This is a genomic window from Ruegeria sp. (genome assembly GCF_965199275.1).
In the GTDB taxonomy this organism is placed as follows: Bacteria; Pseudomonadota; Alphaproteobacteria; order Rhodobacterales; family Rhodobacteraceae; genus Ruegeria.
Window position 1 is genome coordinate 1 of the sequence record NZ_CBDAQX010000009.1, and the last position, 15,522, is coordinate 15,522.

Consider the following 15,522-nt stretch of genomic DNA (forward strand, 5'->3'; position numbering starts at 1 on the left):
GGGAACGAAAGCTGGCGAATTAACCACCGCGACTAACCTCGAAATCGGGGAATAAATTCAAAACAGACAGCAGGTCAAACCTTCAGTCGAGCTACGCTCTCTTTTCGGTTTGACCTGCTGTCCACCCCCTCCTGAATCAACCTAAACACGACCCCCTCAACGCCCCTCTTAGCTCCAAGGGGGGTCAAATTTGGACGCCGATGGGGGGTCATTATTCAATGCCGATTGACACAATGGCTTTGGTTGGATCGTTCGGTGCGCGAAAGAACACTTGATAAGATCCGAGAAATGGCCGCCTGACTTCCGACCTTTTTGTTGATCTGACTGGGTTTTTGGTTTGTTTTCAGGTGTGGTTGCTCAGAGGCGCGTTGTAGTGCCCCATTATTATAAAAAGTATTGACATGGGCCTTCAGATGGCTAACCTCTTCGCCCATGTTCATCCGCACCAAACATGACGCAAAGCTCAACCGCACACGGATCCAGATCGTTGAATCCGTCCGCACCGGCTCCAAGGTACGCCAGAAGATCCTGCGCCATGTGGGTGTGGCCCATAACGACAGCGAGATTGAGGATATCAAGCGTCTGGCGGGCCGCTTGATGGAGCAATTACGCATTGATCGCTCGCCGCAAATGGAACTGTTCACGCCCACGGAATATGCCGATCTGCAGGCGCTGGTGCGCCGCGCTCCGCGGCCGGACAAGCTTGGCGTTGATCTTGCCGAGTGCCGTGAGGAGGCGCGGGTCTCTCTGGGTCTGCGGGATGTCATGGGGACGATGTATGACCAACTGGGTTGGGGGGCCCTTCTGGGGGCGGCGCGTAAAAGTGCCAATCGCATTGTGAAAGAGCTGGTTATGGCGCGGATCGCACAGCCCGAGAGCAAGCGCGCGACCGTGGAGGCGTTGGAGAACCAGGCAGGCATCACGCTCAATCTGGACGTGGTCTATCGGAGCATGGATTACATCAATACGCCGGTGATAGACGGGATTTGCAAAACCTCTCACGCGGCGGCAGAGAAGTTGCTGGGCGGGCCAGTGACCGTGCTGTTCTACGATTGCACGACCCTGGCCTTTGACACCGAGCGCGAGGACCCGGCCGAGGATGCGGACGGGGTCGAGCAGGATCATCTTCTGGCCAAGGGCTTCAGCAAGGATGGCAAGCATCACCGCGCTCAGGTCATGCTGGCGCTGATCGTCACCTCCGATGGGCTGCCTGTGGGCTATGAACTCTTCCCGGGAAACACCTGGGAAGGTCATACGCTGGAAGCTGCGCTGAAGGCGTTGGAGGGACGCTTCGACGTGGCCAGGGTCACGTTCGTGGCCGATGCCGCCATGCTCAGCAAGGACAACCAGCAGATGTTGCAGAACAAGGGTCTGCCCTACATCCTCGGCTATCGCATGAAGTCCGCCCCGGCCGCCGTGAAGGCGAACATTTTGAGCCCGGAGGGACGCCAGCCTTGGGCTGGACACGGTTCTGAAGAGGCAACCGAGAAGGGCTGGTACAAGGTGATCGACCAGGAGGGAGCGCGGGTCATTGTGACCTGGTCACCCACCCGGGCACGCAATGATGCCCACAAGCGCGACAAGGCAATCGAAAAGCTGCACAAGAAGCTCAAGCGCTCTCGCAAACCCGGCAGCTTCAGCAGCCGGGGATATGGCCGCTTCCTGGCCTTCCCCGACAGCGGGGACGTCACGCTGGATGATGCAAAGATCAAGGCAGCGGCACAATGGGACGGGCTGCATGCCATTGTTGTTCATGGTGCGGACGAACTGGAGGCACAGGACGTCATTGCCCGCTATCACCAGTTGTGGGAGATCGAAGCCTGCTTCCGCACCAACAAGCACGATCTGAAAATCCGGCCCATCTATCACTGGTCGCCGCGTCGGGTCCGGGCCCATATCGCCATCTGCTACATGGCCTTCTGCTGCCTGCAGCACCTGCGCAAGCATCTGGACCTGCTCGGACACCCGATGAGCCCGGCTCGTATCCGCAACGAGTTGAACGCATTGCAGCTCTCGATCCTGCGCCACAAAGGCACCCCTGACCGCTACGGCATGCCAAGCCATGCCACGGTCGATGCCAGACGCATCCTCACCTGCGTCGGCCTGACCTGGAACGAAGCCCCTTTCAAGATACCCCCCGGGCGCACCCGAAAAACTGGCCAGACCAAAGCCTGAGCTCCCTCAACACTCCGAAACAATCGCTGGCGAAAAAAGTCCGTGTAGTGCCTTTTGGCAACCAAGGCATAATAATATCAATGACTTATACGAAAAAATGTCGGAAGTCAGGAAACACGACCCCCTCAACGCCCCTCTTAGCTCCAAGGGGGGTCAAATTTGGACGCCGATGGGGGGTCATTATTCAATGCCGATTGACAGCATGAGCGATGAGGACATAGACAAGCTTAAGGATGGACTTCGCGCTCTTGAAAAGGCTGTGGCTGACTATGGGCAGAGTCGCGAGAACGAAAACAGTTAATGCGGGCTGTTGTTCGGATGGGCGTTCTGAAAGGCCGGGATCTGATCCAAGCTGTCCTTGATCCGAGAAATCTTGGGCAGGTGCGCCAATTCAACACCCCACCTTTTCGCATTGTAAAGCTGAGGCATCAGGCAAACATCGGCAAGCGTTACACGGTCACCGTAGGAAAACGGACCGCCCTGCGTCATCTCCTCGTAAGCCGCCAGACCTTCGCCGATGAAATGCTGCATCCAGCCTTCGTTCGAAATCTGGTTCCCTGAGTGTTCTACGGCCCATTTCACCACTCGAAGGTTGCAAACCGGATGGATATCCATTGCCACAGCATAAGACAACGCACGCACCTCGGTGCGGCCCACGGGGTCCGGGGGCAAAAGGCCAAGGCCTCTGGTTTCGTCAATATACTCGATCTGCGCTAGCGACTGGGTGAACCTATTCCCGTCTATTTCCAACACCGGCACCAGACCCTGAGGGTTTCTGGACAGATGCGCGTCGGACTGCTGCTCAGCTTCCAGCAGGTTCACGATGACGGTTTCCCAGCTTTCCCCGGCAAGGCCCAACGCGATCCGCACGCGGTAGCTGGCTGAAGAGCGCCAATAGTCATAAAGCTTAATCATTTATTCTTCCGAAAGCAGGTCGAGGGCGGCATTCAGCGCTTCCTCAGACTCACCAAGTTTGGTTTCCAGGCTGGATTGAAACGACAGTGCAATAGGAACCAATTGGCTGAGAAGATCCACGCCTTTTTCCGTAAGGTCGAGTTTGACAAGTCGTCTGTCGGCAGGGTCTTCAACCTTGGTGATCAGTCCGCGGGATTCAAGCCGTGCGGCCGCACGGCTGACCTTTGACTTCTCTAGACTGACTCGTTTCTCAATGTCCCGAACCGACGGGTTTTCAGCATATCCAACGTTCACAAGGACGCGCCATTCCGGGTTCGATACGCCAAACTCGTGTTTATACTTCTGCGCCATTTCTGCGCTCAGTCGCGCGGCCAGCACCGTAAGCCGGTATGGCAAGAACCCTTCCAAATCGAACTCGGGCAAGTTTTTGGTGCTCATGCAGGGACTTCCTTTCGGCGCTATTGAATTCAGATTTTCATTGCATCTGCAACAAAAATATTGACAACGTTGCAAATGCAACAAATATTTACTGCGAACCCAAAGTCTTGCCGAATCGAGTGAGCAGGAGATTCAGATGAATGTGCTCGTTGAACATAGCGGATTGACCGTTGCCGAAGATGGGAACACCATTTCAAAGGGTTACATGCCCGGTTGGGCCAATGACTTTGAGACCGAGGCTTTGCCTGGCGCGTTGCCGCAGGGCATGAACAGCCCGCAGCGCTGCAACTATGGCCTCTATGGCGAACAGCTCAGCGGCACGGCCTTCACCGCGAATCCACCCGAGCGGACGTGGTGCTATCGCATTCGCCCTTCGGTCAAGCATTCGCATCGCTATGAGAAAATCGACCTGCCCTACTGGAAATCCGCGCCCTGTATCGACCCGGATGTGATCAGCCTGGGCCAGTATCGTTGGGACCCGGTTCCGCATTCTGACACCTCTTTGACATGGCTGACCGGCATGCGCACCATGACGACGGCGGGGGATGTGAACACGCAGGTCGGCATGGCCAGCCATGTCTATCTGGTCACCGACTCGATGGTGGATGACTATTTCTTCTCGGCCGATTCCGAGCTGCTGGTGGTGCCGCAAGACGGCTGCCTGCGCTTTGTGACCGAGCTGGGGATCATTGATCTGGAGCCACAGGAAATCGCGATCCTGCCGCGCGGGTTGCTCTACCGTGTTGAAGTGCTGGAAGGTCCAGCACGCGGATTTGTCTGTGAGAACTACGGGCAGAAATTCGAGCTGCCGGGTCGCGGCCCGATTGGCGCCAATTGCATGGCCAATCCGCGCGACTTCAAAGCACCTGTCGCCGCGTTCGAGGACCGAGAGGTGCCCTCGACTGTGACGATCAAATGGTGCGGGCAATTCCACGTCACTCAGATCGGTCATAGCCCGCTGGACGTGGTGGCCTGGCACGGCAACTATGCGCCTTACAAATATGACCTAGGCACCTACTGCCCTGTCGGCGCAATCCTGTTCGATCACCCGGATCCGTCGATTTTCACCGTCCTGACAGCGCCTTCGGGCCAGCCCGGCACGGCCAATATAGACTTCGTCCTGTTCCGCGAGCGTTGGATGGTGGCCGAGGACACGTTCCGCCCGCCGTGGTATCACAAGAACATCATGTCCGAGCTGATGGGTAATATCTACGGCCAGTATGACGCCAAACCTCAGGGCTTTGTCCCCGGCGGCATGAGCCTGCACAATATGATGATCCCCCACGGCCCGGACCGCGAAGCATTCGAAAAAGCCTCAAACGCCAATCTGGGGCCGGACAAGTTGGACCACACCATGTCCTTCATGTTCGAAACCCGCTTCCCACAGCATCTGACCGCCTTCGCCGCAACCGAGGCACCCTTGCAGGACGACTATATTGACTGCTGGGCGGACATCGAAAAGAAATTCGACGGCACGCCCGGCAAAAAGTGAAACAACTAATCCGCTCGTGACAAAATCTGGATACAAAATGCCTTTGATGAACTCCTGGGTGATATCGGCCAATGATGAAGCCCATCCTTTTCCCTTGAACAACCTACCCTATGGGGTTTTTTCGACCGAAGGCGACGAACCCCGTTGTGGCGTGGCCATCGGCGATATGATCCTGGACGTCTCCGCCGCCGAGGCCGAAGGCCTGATTTCGCTGAGCGACGAACCCCTGTTCGATCTGCCTTTCTGGAATCCATTGATGGAAGAGGGTCCGGCTGTGTGGGCGGCATTGCGGGACCGGCTGATGAGCCTGTTGGCCGAAGACGCCGAAGAACAGCATAAAGTTGAGCTCCTGCTCGTCGCGCAAGACGATGCCGAGATGCATATGCCTTTCGCCGTTAGCGAATACACAGATTTTTACGCGGGTCGACACCATGCTTTCAATGTTGGCACCATGTTCCGCGGGCCGGAAAACGCGTTGCCCCCGAACTGGCTGCACGTCCCGATCGGTTACAACGGTCGTGCCTCATCAGTGGTTGTTTCGGGCACGGACATCCGACGCCCTTGGGGTCAGCTGAAAGGTCTAAACGACACCCTGCCCTGGTTTGCCCCGTCGCAGCGATTCGATATCGAGCTTGAGTTGGGCGCCATCGTTGGAACCCCTTCGGATGGTCCGATCTCGGTTCAAGAAACGGATAGCAACATTTTTGGCTACGTACTGCTTAACGACTGGTCTGCCCGCGACATTCAGGCTTGGGAATACCAGCCGCTGGGGCCATTTCAGGCCAAGGCCACGGCAACCTCGATCAGCCCCTGGATCGTGACCAAAGCTGCGCTTGAGCCATTCCGCTGCAACACCCCTGCGCGTGAATTCGAATTGCTTGACCACCTGAAGGATTGTGGCCCGATGCTATACGACATCGACCTTACGGTCACGTTGGCTCCGAAGGGTAAGGCGGCGACAACCATTGCCCGAACCAATTACAATGAGATGTACTATTCGGCGGCTCAGCAATTGGCCCATCACACCACGTCCGGTTGCCCGATGAATACCGGCGATCTTCTGGGCTCGGGCACAATTTCCGGTCCGGAAAAACACAATCGCGGGTCCCTTTTGGAACTCAGCTGGGGTGCCAAGGAGCCATTTGCTCTCGACACCGGTGAGACCCGCAGCTTTGTTGAAGACGGCGACACCCTAACGCTGACGGGCGCGGCTATGGGCGACGGCTATCGGATCGGTTTCGGCGAATGCACGGGGCAAGTCCTCGCAGCACTCGACGATCCTTACAAACGTAACTGACACGAAAATCGCCCTCTCGGGCACCGGAGGACTCCCATGGCTAAAGCATTCGCATCGCAAGGCGATATGACAGAAAAGAAAATTACCTTCGATGAGATCGGCGAGGGCCTATGGGCCTTTACTGCCGAAGGTGACCCGAATTCGGGCGTCATTATCGGCGACGACAGCGTCATGATTGTCGAAGCTCAGGCCACCCCACGTCTGGCGAACAAAGTGATCGAGAAGGTGCGTGAAGTCACCGACAAACCGATCAGCCATGTTGTGCTCACGCACTATCACGCGGTGCGCGTTCTGGGCGCCTCGGCCTTCAACGCTCCGCAGGTTATCATGTCGGATGTGGCACGCTCGATGGTCGTGGAACGCGGGCAAGAGGACTGGGACAGCGAGTTCCAGCGTTTTCCACGCCTGTTCGAAGGTCATGAAAGCATCCCCGGCCTGACCTGGCCCACCACCACTTTCAGCGACAGCATGACGGTCTATCTGGGCAACCGCCGCGTGGATATCAAACAGATCGGCCGCGCGCATACGGCAGGCGATGCGGTGATCCATGTGCCTGATCAGAACGTCATGTTCACCGGCGACATCGTCGAGGACCACTCGGCCTGCTATTGCGGGGATGGTCACTTTGCCGATTGGGGCCAGACGCTGGACAATATCAAAGCTTATGACGTCGACGCCATCGCACCGGGTCGCGGCGGCGCGCTGATCGGCAAAGAAGCGGTCGAACGGGCCATCGAAAGCACCCGCGACTTCGTCAACTCAACCTACGAACCCGCCAAAAGGGTTGCGATGAAAGGCGGCAGTCTGAAAGACGCCTGGGATGCCGTTCGCGACGCCTGCGATCCTAAGTTCAAGGACTATGCGATCTACGAGCACTGCCTGCCATTCAACGTCAGCCGTGCCTATGACGAAGCTCGGGGGATCGCCCACCCTCGCATCTGGACTGACAAACGTGATCTGGAAATGTGGGAACAGTTGCAAGGCTGAACCCACTCATCTCCTCCGAACTCAACAAGCTAGGTATTTCGATGCTTCAGGACCGATATTCCCTCGCCTTCAAGCTTTACCCTTATGAGAAATCAAAAGATCAAGACGCGCCCGTTGTGGTGCGCCACCCGGTTGTCATCGTCGGAGGCGGTCCTATCGGAATGGCCGCCGCGCTGGACCTTGGTCGACAGGGCATTCCGGCGTTGGTTCTGGACGATCACGAAGGGATCGGCATGGGCAGCCGTGCCATCTGCTTTGCCAAGCGAACACTGGAAATCGCCGACCGTTATGGCTGTGGCGCGCCAATGCTCGACAAAGGGGTCGTCTGGAATGTTGGGAAGGTGTTTCAGGACGACCGAAAGGTCTTTGAGTTCAACCTTCTGCCTGAATCCGGCCATCGCAACCCGGCCTTCATCAACTTGCAGCAGCCTTATTTCGAAAAGTTCATTTTCGAAGCGATTTGCGCGGAACAGGAACGCGGCGCGCCTATTGAAATCCGAGGCAAGAACCGGGTCGAAGCTGTAGACGTCAAGGACGACCATGTTGTTCTGTCCGTCACAACTCCGGACGGGCCTTACCAGCTTGAGGCGGATTGGATGATCGCCTGCGATGGCGCAAGTTCGCCAACACGCGACATGTTGGATCTGGGATTTGAAGGCCGGGTTTTTCAGGACAGCTTTCTGATCGCTGATATCCGGATGAAGAACAACACATTCCCGACAGAACGCTGGTTCTGGTTCGAGCCCTACTTTAAGTCCGGCGCCTCGACTTTGCTGCACAAACAGCCTGATGACGTGTGGCGCGTGGACTTCCAGATCGGCTGGGATGTCGATCGCAAGGAAGAGTTGAAAGAGGAAAACATCCGCAAGCGGCTGGATGCGATGTTGGGCGATGACGTCGAATATGAAATGGTCTGGTCATCCATCTACACCTTCCAGTGCCGGCGTATGAACAAATTCCGCCACGGGCGCGTTGTTTTTGCTGGCGACGCGGCGCATCAAGTGTCGCCCTTCGGGGCACGCGGCGCGAATTCCGGCTTTCAGGACGTCGACAACCTTGGTTGGAAGCTTGGCCTCGTTATCTCGGGCAAGGCACCGGAAAGCCTTCTGGACACCTATGATGACGAACGGATCTACGGAGCGGACGAAAACATACTTAATTCGACCCGCTCAACTGATTTCATCACGCCAAAATCGAAGGTAAGCAAGAATTTCCGAGACGCTGTGCTTAGTCTGGCCGAACGCCATACATTTGCGCGGCCTCTGGTAAATTCGGGGCGACTGTCAGTGCCCTGTACCTATGATCACTCGTCCCTGAACGGAGCGGATGACCTCGCAGGAGGTCCTGACACGTCCAGAGTGGGATCTCCATGCAAGGATGCCCCGGTTGGCGACGGCTTCCTTCTGGATCGGCTTGGAAACGACTTCGTGATTTTGGCACTCAACACCGAAGTTCCGAACAGCCTCGATATCGACGGTATCACGGTCAGAAGCGTGTCCCTTACGGCTTCGGACACAGTAGCGGAACGTTACCTTGGCTCCGAAAGCCAGGCGGTCTACCTCGTCCGCCCCGATCAGCATGTCGCGGCGCGCTGGCGCGATTACGACGAGGCTGCTCTGCGTTCAGCAGTCCTTAAAGCCTGCGGAAAGGAATAAGCTGATGCCCCTGATTACCGAACCAAACCTGTATTCACCGGATGATTTTTATGCAGACCTTATCGCAGTGCATGAAGGGCTGTCGGATGAGGAAAGCGAAGCCCTGAACGCGCGCCTCATTCTCATCCTCTCCAATCACATCGGAGATCGAGAAACACTTAACCAGGCACTGAAGGCCGCGAAGGAAAACTGACCTCTTGGTTGCCGGCCCGTCGACTTTTCGGCTGTACTGGGACCAGCGAAACCATTTCGCCCCGAAAGACCCGGAACTCGCGCCCGAAATGCGCCGCATCTATCAATAGCTATACGATGATGGCGTTGGGTACGGATCGACGCCAACGACATCATCCTTCCCCCGCCCCTAAACGTACATCGATCGAGCAGGCTGATCAGATCCTGGATGGTCTGCATTCGATGCAGCAAAACTAATGGAAAACAAGAAAACAAGAAAACAAGAAATAAATGGGCGGCCTATTGCAGGCCGCCCTTTTTAATTTCATTTGCCATCAATCACTCGCGGATCGTCAACGCCGGGTTATGCGCGAAGAAATTGAACGGCATGATGTGAACCGTCTTCCACTCGGTCGACATCACAGGCCAGTCTTCCATCCGCGGGATGTGGTGGAACCCTGCGGTGAACCAGGACACAATATCCTGACCCATCAGCGGCTTGTCTTCTTTGACCCATTCCGCCAGCGTGTCCGAACCGTCGCTTTGCATCGCGTATTTACCACCCGCATAGCGCTGCTCTTGTTCATAGACAGTTGTCCAAGAGGAATACTCGATATAGGCGTTGCGCTTGAACGGCGGGTCGCTTTCAAAGTCGAACGGACCGTATGCGATCGAGCCGTGGTGGATCATCCAACCCGGAGTGTGGCCCAGATACCCTTCCGATTGCGGGTTCGAGATATGGACGTGACGCGGTTTGGAGGCGCTGAAGCGATAGCGTGCGTCCAACTCACTGTCCGGCATCACATGCTGCCAGGTCCACATCGATTTGCGCGGGCTGTCCGCAGGCACTTCGGCCGGAACGATTTCCATCAGACCCATGTGGTTGACCGGCTGGTCGATGTCAAAGTCGATCCGGAAGTTGAAGTAGTGGTCGTGGTTGGCCGCAACCAGATGCGGTGCAATCAGCGTGCCATACTTGGTGTCTTCCGCAGCGGTCGCATCATTCATCGAGGTGGAAACCACGCCTTTGACCGCGTCCAGACCGGTTGCGCCGATCTTGATGAACATCTGACCGTCCTGCTTGAAGCGGTAGTCGATCAGATAGTCATAGTTACCGACCTCTGACGCAGTACGCACAACCAATTCGGTTTCCGAACGGCCTTCCGCAGGTACAAAGTTGTCGGGCGTCTGTGCAAAGATCTCAAAGTGGCGCCAAGCAGGGTCACCAATGTTGCGCTCGAAGATGCAGATCGCATCCGGGATTTCCAGCGGCATTCCTGCGTCATCCGCGATTACGGCAGGCAGGAAGGTTGCATATTCAGGGCAATCCACACCCGCACGCAACGGCGTCAGGAACAGACCGAACCCGTATTCGCCACTGTCCATATAGGTCCGCCAGTACCACCCCTCGGTCGGGTCCATATAGGGGACAAACACTTCGGACAGATGCGTCTGATAGATGACCGAGCGCCAATTGCCCTGATCGTTGACATCAATGTTCGAGACAACGAGGCCGGCACGCTTTTCCGCGCGCAGATTCATGCGCCAGATGTCCCATTCCAAATGATTGCCATCCAGAGTGTAGTTCGGGCCACCTTCCTGCGTCAGTAGAACCTTGTTGGTTTCCGGTCGCAGCTCGACCCGTTCGGCCACCTCTTCGGCCGTATAACCCCAGGCATCTTGCGGCAACGGGATCGCACCGGTATCGATGACCTCAACGACCTCTTGCTTGCCGATGTCGTAGATTGCGAACAATCCTTCGATCGGCTTTGCGTAGAAGTTCGAGCCCGTCGGGTTCTGATAGCAGGGCACTTTCATCAGGCGGGTGCCGTCGAATTCGGGGGTAAAGAAGTTGCCGGCAGTCAATGGCAGACAGAACGCGTCTTCATTTGTCAGGCCGCGCGCTTCGAGCCCCGCGATCATATCCGGGTGGCCCAAAGCCCCTTCCAGTGCACCGATGAATTCCGCAAACAATACCATCGGCTGACCCGAGCCTTCGATGGCAAAGTTTTCTTCAACGGTGCCTTGCGTGATGTTCACGATTGCTTCGCTGAATCCTTCGTCGGTGGTGTATTGCACCATCGCCTTGCGATCCAGTACGTCGCCTTCTTTCCAATCCAGAACTTCGGCTTTCGACGGCTCGTGAAGATCGATCAAAGGGTACAGTGTCTCGTCGGTGACGGTGCCGCTTTCTTTCAGGATCGTGTTGATTTGCTGGAGTTCGTCCGGCGTTAACCCGTCCAGGGGATGTGCCAAAGCGCTGCCGGCGAAAACGGCGCCCAGTGCAGTTGTGGCAAGGATACTTCTGATATTCATCTTTTCCTCTCCTGTCTTGTTCTTAGCTGAATACGACTTGGATATCGGTGTATTCGGCCAAACCTTCGTCCGCGAATTCGACACCGACGCCAGATGATTTGACCCCGCCGAACGGGGCGTTGGGTTGAATTGCGCCATGTTTGTTGATCCAGACCGAACCACACTCCATGCGGCTGGCAACGGCCTTGGCGGCGTCGATATCGGACGACCAAACCGAGCCACCCAACCCGTTCGGGCTGTCGTTGGCGGCCGCAATTGCGTCTTCCACTTCTGAATACTTGATGATTGGCAGCGCCGGGCCGAACTGTTCTTCATCGACCAGCGGATCGCCGTTATTCAGACCCGCAATAATCGTGGGAGGGAAGAACAGCCCATCGGCCGGCGCGCCGCCCAGCAAGACCTGGCCACGTTCTTTCGCATCGGCCACCAGGCGGCTGACCTTGTCAAACTGCATCTTGTTCTGGACCGGACCCAGGATCGCGTTGTCGTCCATGCCATCTCCCACCGGGATATTACGGGCGAAGGCCACCAGCGCGTCGCAAACCTCGTCATGAATGCTTTCGTGGACGTAAAGACGTTTCATCGCAGCGCAGGTCTGGCCGTTATTGATGAAACCACCCCAGAATAAACCTTCGGCAATCGCTTGCGGATCTGCGTCGGGCAGAACGATACCGGCATCATTGCCCCCCAATTCCAGGGTCAGGCGTTTCATGGTTTCCACGGCCGAGGCCATGACCTTCTGCCCTGTCGCACAGGACCCAGTGAAAACGATTTTGCGGATGTCCGGATGGGCCGACATGGCCCCTCCGATATTGTCGCCCTTGTCATCACTGGTGATCACGTTCACGACGCCCGCAGGCAGTACTTCGTTCATGATCTGAACAAGGCGCAGCGTTGACAGCGGGGTCAGAGGCGAGGGTTTGATAACCACCGTATTGCCGGTGCGCAGCGCTGGCATGATATGCCAGATCGCAATCATCACCGGGAAATTCCAAGGCGTGATAGAACCCACAACGCCCAGCGGTTTGCGGTGCAGTTCAACGCGGCCTTCGTTGTTATCTTGCAGCACTTTCATTGGTAGGGACAGCCCGGCAGTATATCCTGCCCAGGCCCCTGCCCCGCCCATTTCCCAGCGCGACCCAAGACCATTCAGCGGCTTTCCCTGCTCAGCTGTGATGATTTGTGCAAGCTCCTCGGAATGTTCTCCGATCTTCTGCGCAACGGCCTCGCATGCGGCCTGTAGTTCTTCGTCCGACTTGGCCGACCAGCTTTCGAAAGCAACTTTCGCAGCTTTAACAGCAGTATCCAGATCAGCGCTTGTCGCGTTGGGCGCACGCCCTGCGACTTCACCGGTTGACGGGTTCAATACGTCAAAGCTGGTGGCGGTAGATACCGGTTGACCCCCGATAGTCAGATCGTATTCGATCACGGCTTGTCCTCCCTAAATCGCGATGCCTGTGCGCGAACGCAGCAAGGCTGGGGAGCACTATTATCCGACCGGTCGGTCGAGTCTTGGGGTTTTGCGCCAAAAACTATGGCTTAGGACGACATATTTTTCCGCACCGCCCCGGGTGAGACACCAAATCGTTCCCGAAAGACCTTGTAGAAATGCGACAGGTCGTTGAAACCGGAATCATACGCAACCGCAGCGATCGTGTCGCGCCCTACGTCAGAGTTCACCTCTTTTAGCCGGGCTTTTGCTGTTTCAAGCCGCACGGACATAAGGCGTTTGCTGGCGGTTTCCCCAAGGGTTCCAAAATGACGCTGCAGCGTCCGAGGCGAAACCTGCAATGCTTCGGCCAATGCCTGCGGTCCAAATGCTGGATCCATCGCGTTCTGCTCAATCAGTTGAAGAGCGCGCGAGAGGACCGCGTTTGCTTCTCGCCCGCGTTGGTCTTCCTGATGGCTAACACAGCGGAAATACGCACCTAACAAGCTCAGAAATGCTTCGCCCAAATGAGGGGCCACAGCGGTCTCCTCGGTAAATATCTTGGCCAGCACGGCACGCATGGCGAAAAACAGGGGGTCGTTTCGATCTACCGAAATACCTCCCGTGCAGATCTCACCGAATCTGTGGACCATCTCGTCGCGTGGCAAATGGATCGAAATCTGACGCGAGTTCATCCCGTCATATACAAACTCGGAGCGTTTCGCGCTGTCGACCAGAAACATGTCGCCCGGTCCCAGCAAAACCGATGTATCATTCTGATGGATACGACAATTTCCCTTGTCCTGGATGAGAAGAAACAAGTGCTCTCCGGGGTCTTGTCGGATCATACGCTCGTCCCGAAAAACCCTTTGTGCGTCGAGTGATACGATTGCCGTCTCAAAGCGCGAGACCGGCAAGGTGGAGATGTCCCCGTCAATGCGTCCGCGCGTGGCAACACTGGATTCGACAGCAAACTGCCCGCAGATCTTTTCCAGATCCTGAGAAAACCCCTCTACAGATCGTGAACGCAAATTCGTCCGCACAAGCGGTTTAAAATATGCGCTGTCTAGCTGTGGCTTCATGGGTGACGGGCTTGCTATGACTGGATCAGCGTAAAGAGTACCCGCGATGTGAGTTTTCAGCAAAGCGTTTTGTATTCTGCAAGCTCGGTGGGTTTGGCGGTATCAGCCCGATTGATGGCAATATCGCCTCTGATTTCATTGTGCGTTGCAGGGCATGTAGGGAGCATAACCAAGATTAGGATATCATCATGCCCAACCTTCTACGCCTCGGCCTGCTGGCCTGTGTGGCCTACTTCATCGCAATGGCCACAGCTCATTTCTTTGGAATCAAGCTGCCAATTCTGTTCGTCTACTATGACACGCCTTTCTATGCGTATCAGGACAAGATCATCTCGTTCGCTGTGATCAGCTATGTCGGCCTGTTCTACGCCGCCTCTCGCGATATCAAGGTGGTGCCGATAGCATTGGCTGTTCTGTTTGCCACTGTTCTGGGTCTGACCTCTGTCAACATGTCCGAGGCTCTGGCATCGGTCTTGACCGAAGGTCAGCCGACTTGGCCGTATTGGGCGCAAACCGGAATGATTGCAATGATCTGGCTCGTTCTCACCGGCCTCTATTTAACCCGGCCCAAAGTCTGAAGTTTAGGCGTTTGGTCCAAAACGACGGCGGTAGTCTGCGGGGGTCAAACCGACAATACGCTTGAAAATCCGCCTAAAGGTCGCGGCATCGCCATAGCCCACGTCCCAACTGATACGCTCGAAACTGTCGAGCGTCAGTTCCAGCCGGGATCGGGCAGCTTCGATCCGCAACAATTGTAGATAGGCCACGGGCGTCATGCCCGTGGCCTTTTTGAACCGGCGCAACAAACTGCGTTCCGACATTCTGCCGATTTGCGCTAGGTCTGCAACTGTGTGTCTTGTCTTTAGGTTGGTCTGCAATTGGTTCTGCACCGCAAGAATTTGGATATCCGCGTGTTTGGTGTCTGGCGTAAAGGTTGCGTAGTAACTTTGTTCCCTGTCCGGCGGGTCCAGCACGAACATTCGGGCCACATCCAACATGAGTTTACGCCCCGCTATTCGTTCAATCATATGCAAGGTCAGATCGGTCCAGGCCATTACACCGCCGGCTGTCACAATGCTTCCCAAATCTACCAAGAGACGGTCCGTATCTATTATTGCGCTTGGGTGGGTCCGATGGAACACAGCCGAGTGACGCCAATGCGTGGTTACGCGCCGACCATCAAGCAATCCGGTCTCTGCCAGCAGGAAAGCCCCAGAGCAAACTGACGCCAAAACGGTACCGGATCGGTGAAGCTCCACCAGTCGATCCTGCCACCCGCTCGGGAGTTTGGGTGGGTCAAAGGACAATGCGGGAGGAAAGACGATAACCCCAGGTCGGCCATTTGGTTGTGGCGCAATCTCAGTTGTGAATAGCGTGGATCCAAGGTTTTCAGCTTGGGCATTCGCATAATCCAACTGGTCTTTGATTCCCCATTGAGCGAATTTCTGAACCCCCGGATAGTCGAGAATCTGAAGTGTTACCGAATGGCCCATTGCGATCAGTCGTCAGGCCACGTCCGACAAACCCCAGCCCTACACTGCTATTTTTCTTGTTATCCCAAGAAC

The 15,522-nt window shown here is 56.2% G+C and carries 14 protein-coding genes; 7 read left to right on the plus strand and 7 right to left on the minus strand.

All coding sequences use genetic code 11. The features are described from left to right. Positions 1–215: 215 nt before the first annotated feature. Complete coding sequence (locus ACOERD_RS05755; RefSeq protein ID WP_419738354.1) at positions 216–440, minus strand: hypothetical protein; 225 nt, start codon at positions 438–440, stop codon at positions 216–218. Between ACOERD_RS05755 and ACOERD_RS05760 the strand changes: the two genes are divergently transcribed. Beyond that, a complete protein-coding gene (locus ACOERD_RS05760) occupies positions 433–2,175 on the plus strand; it encodes an IS1634 family transposase (protein ID WP_419737624.1) in 1,743 nt (580 codons plus the stop codon). The genes ACOERD_RS05755 and ACOERD_RS05760 overlap by 8 nt on opposite strands. Positions 2,176–2,472: 297 nt before the next feature. Here the strand turns inward: ACOERD_RS05760 and maiA are convergent, their stop codons facing one another. Both maiA and ACOERD_RS05770 read right to left on the minus strand, forming a co-directional pair. Beyond that, positions 2,473–3,090 (minus strand): maleylacetoacetate isomerase, encoded by a 618-nt coding sequence (gene maiA, locus ACOERD_RS05765; protein ID WP_419738355.1) that lies wholly within the window; start codon positions 3,088–3,090, stop codon positions 2,473–2,475. Then, positions 3,091–3,528, minus strand: coding sequence for a MarR family winged helix-turn-helix transcriptional regulator (locus ACOERD_RS05770; protein WP_419738356.1), 438 nt, complete (start codon positions 3,526–3,528; stop codon positions 3,091–3,093). Between the two features lie 136 nt (positions 3,529–3,664). Here ACOERD_RS05770 and hmgA point away from each other — a divergent pair, with 136 nt between their 5' ends. Genes hmgA through ACOERD_RS05795 form a run of 5 tightly spaced genes read left to right on the plus strand, consistent with a single transcriptional unit; the run spans position 3,665 to position 9,152 of the window. Then, on the plus strand, positions 3,665–5,020 hold the full coding sequence (gene hmgA, locus ACOERD_RS05775; RefSeq protein ID WP_419738357.1) for a homogentisate 1,2-dioxygenase: 1,356 nt from the start codon (positions 3,665–3,667) through the stop codon (positions 5,018–5,020). A gap of 37 nt (positions 5,021–5,057) precedes the next feature. Beyond that, positions 5,058–6,317: a fumarylacetoacetase gene (gene fahA, locus ACOERD_RS05780; protein WP_419738358.1), complete on the plus strand. Its 1,260-nt coding sequence runs from the start codon at positions 5,058–5,060 to the stop codon at positions 6,315–6,317. A 36-nt stretch (positions 6,318–6,353) separates the two neighbouring features. Then, entirely contained in the window at positions 6,354–7,304 is a 951-nt protein-coding gene (locus ACOERD_RS05785) for an MBL fold metallo-hydrolase (RefSeq protein WP_170475171.1), read from the plus strand. A gap of 41 nt (positions 7,305–7,345) precedes the next feature. Beyond that, the gene (locus ACOERD_RS05790; protein WP_419738359.1) at positions 7,346–8,959 is read left to right on the plus strand and encodes an FAD-dependent oxidoreductase; all 1,614 of its coding nucleotides are present in this window, start codon (positions 7,346–7,348) and stop codon (positions 8,957–8,959) included. A gap of 4 nt (positions 8,960–8,963) precedes the next feature. Next, positions 8,964–9,152, plus strand: coding sequence for a DUF2783 domain-containing protein (locus ACOERD_RS05795; RefSeq protein ID WP_170375314.1), 189 nt, complete (start codon positions 8,964–8,966; stop codon positions 9,150–9,152). Positions 9,153–9,469: 317 nt separating this feature from the next. On the opposite strand, the gene ACOERD_RS05800 is transcribed toward ACOERD_RS05795, so the two are convergent. The 3 genes from ACOERD_RS05800 to ACOERD_RS05810 form a co-directional block, all read right to left on the minus strand. Continuing rightward, complete coding sequence (locus ACOERD_RS05800) at positions 9,470–11,446, minus strand: tyramine oxidase (RefSeq protein WP_419738360.1); 1,977 nt, start codon at positions 11,444–11,446, stop codon at positions 9,470–9,472. A gap of 22 nt (positions 11,447–11,468) precedes the next feature. Next, entirely contained in the window at positions 11,469–12,875 is a 1,407-nt protein-coding gene (locus tag ACOERD_RS05805; RefSeq protein ID WP_419738361.1) for an aldehyde dehydrogenase family protein, read from the minus strand. Positions 12,876–12,985: 110 nt separating this feature from the next. Beyond that, positions 12,986–13,957: a helix-turn-helix domain-containing protein gene (locus ACOERD_RS05810; protein ID WP_419738362.1), complete on the minus strand. Its 972-nt coding sequence runs from the start codon at positions 13,955–13,957 to the stop codon at positions 12,986–12,988. 188 nt (positions 13,958–14,145) lie between these two features. Here ACOERD_RS05810 and ACOERD_RS05815 point away from each other — a divergent pair, with 188 nt between their 5' ends. Beyond that, positions 14,146–14,535, plus strand: a complete 390-nt coding sequence (locus ACOERD_RS05815; RefSeq protein ID WP_419738363.1) for a hypothetical protein — start codon at positions 14,146–14,148, stop codon at positions 14,533–14,535. 3 nt (positions 14,536–14,538) lie between these two features. Here the strand turns inward: ACOERD_RS05815 and ACOERD_RS05820 are convergent, their stop codons facing one another. After that, positions 14,539–15,450 (minus strand): GlxA family transcriptional regulator, encoded by a 912-nt coding sequence (locus tag ACOERD_RS05820; protein WP_419738364.1) that lies wholly within the window; start codon positions 15,448–15,450, stop codon positions 14,539–14,541. Positions 15,451–15,522: the final 72 nt, after the last annotated feature.

Bases quoted from the DNA above. Each gene is read 5' to 3' on its own strand.
- ACOERD_RS05760 (WP_419737624.1), top strand. From the start codon at position 433: ATGTTCATCCGCACCAAACATGACGCAAAGCTCAACCGCACACGGATC.
- ACOERD_RS05755 (WP_419738354.1), bottom strand. From the start codon at position 440: ATGAACATGGGCGAAGAGGTTAGCCATCTGAAGGCCCATGTCAATACT.
- maiA (WP_419738355.1), bottom strand. From the start codon at position 3,090: ATGATTAAGCTTTATGACTATTGGCGCTCTTCAGCCAGCTACCGCGTG.
- ACOERD_RS05770 (WP_419738356.1), bottom strand. From the start codon at position 3,528: ATGAGCACCAAAAACTTGCCCGAGTTCGATTTGGAAGGGTTCTTGCCA.
- hmgA (WP_419738357.1), top strand. From the start codon at position 3,665: ATGAATGTGCTCGTTGAACATAGCGGATTGACCGTTGCCGAAGATGGG.
- fahA (WP_419738358.1), top strand. From the start codon at position 5,058: ATGCCTTTGATGAACTCCTGGGTGATATCGGCCAATGATGAAGCCCAT.
- ACOERD_RS05785 (WP_170475171.1), top strand. From the start codon at position 6,354: ATGGCTAAAGCATTCGCATCGCAAGGCGATATGACAGAAAAGAAAATT.
- ACOERD_RS05790 (WP_419738359.1), top strand. From the start codon at position 7,346: ATGCTTCAGGACCGATATTCCCTCGCCTTCAAGCTTTACCCTTATGAG.
- ACOERD_RS05795 (WP_170375314.1), top strand. From the start codon at position 8,964: ATGCCCCTGATTACCGAACCAAACCTGTATTCACCGGATGATTTTTAT.
- ACOERD_RS05800 (WP_419738360.1), bottom strand. From the start codon at position 11,446: ATGAATATCAGAAGTATCCTTGCCACAACTGCACTGGGCGCCGTTTTC.
- ACOERD_RS05810 (WP_419738362.1), bottom strand. From the start codon at position 13,957: ATGAAGCCACAGCTAGACAGCGCATATTTTAAACCGCTTGTGCGGACG.
- ACOERD_RS05815 (WP_419738363.1), top strand. From the start codon at position 14,146: ATGCCCAACCTTCTACGCCTCGGCCTGCTGGCCTGTGTGGCCTACTTC.
- ACOERD_RS05820 (WP_419738364.1), bottom strand. From the start codon at position 15,450: ATGGGCCATTCGGTAACACTTCAGATTCTCGACTATCCGGGGGTTCAG.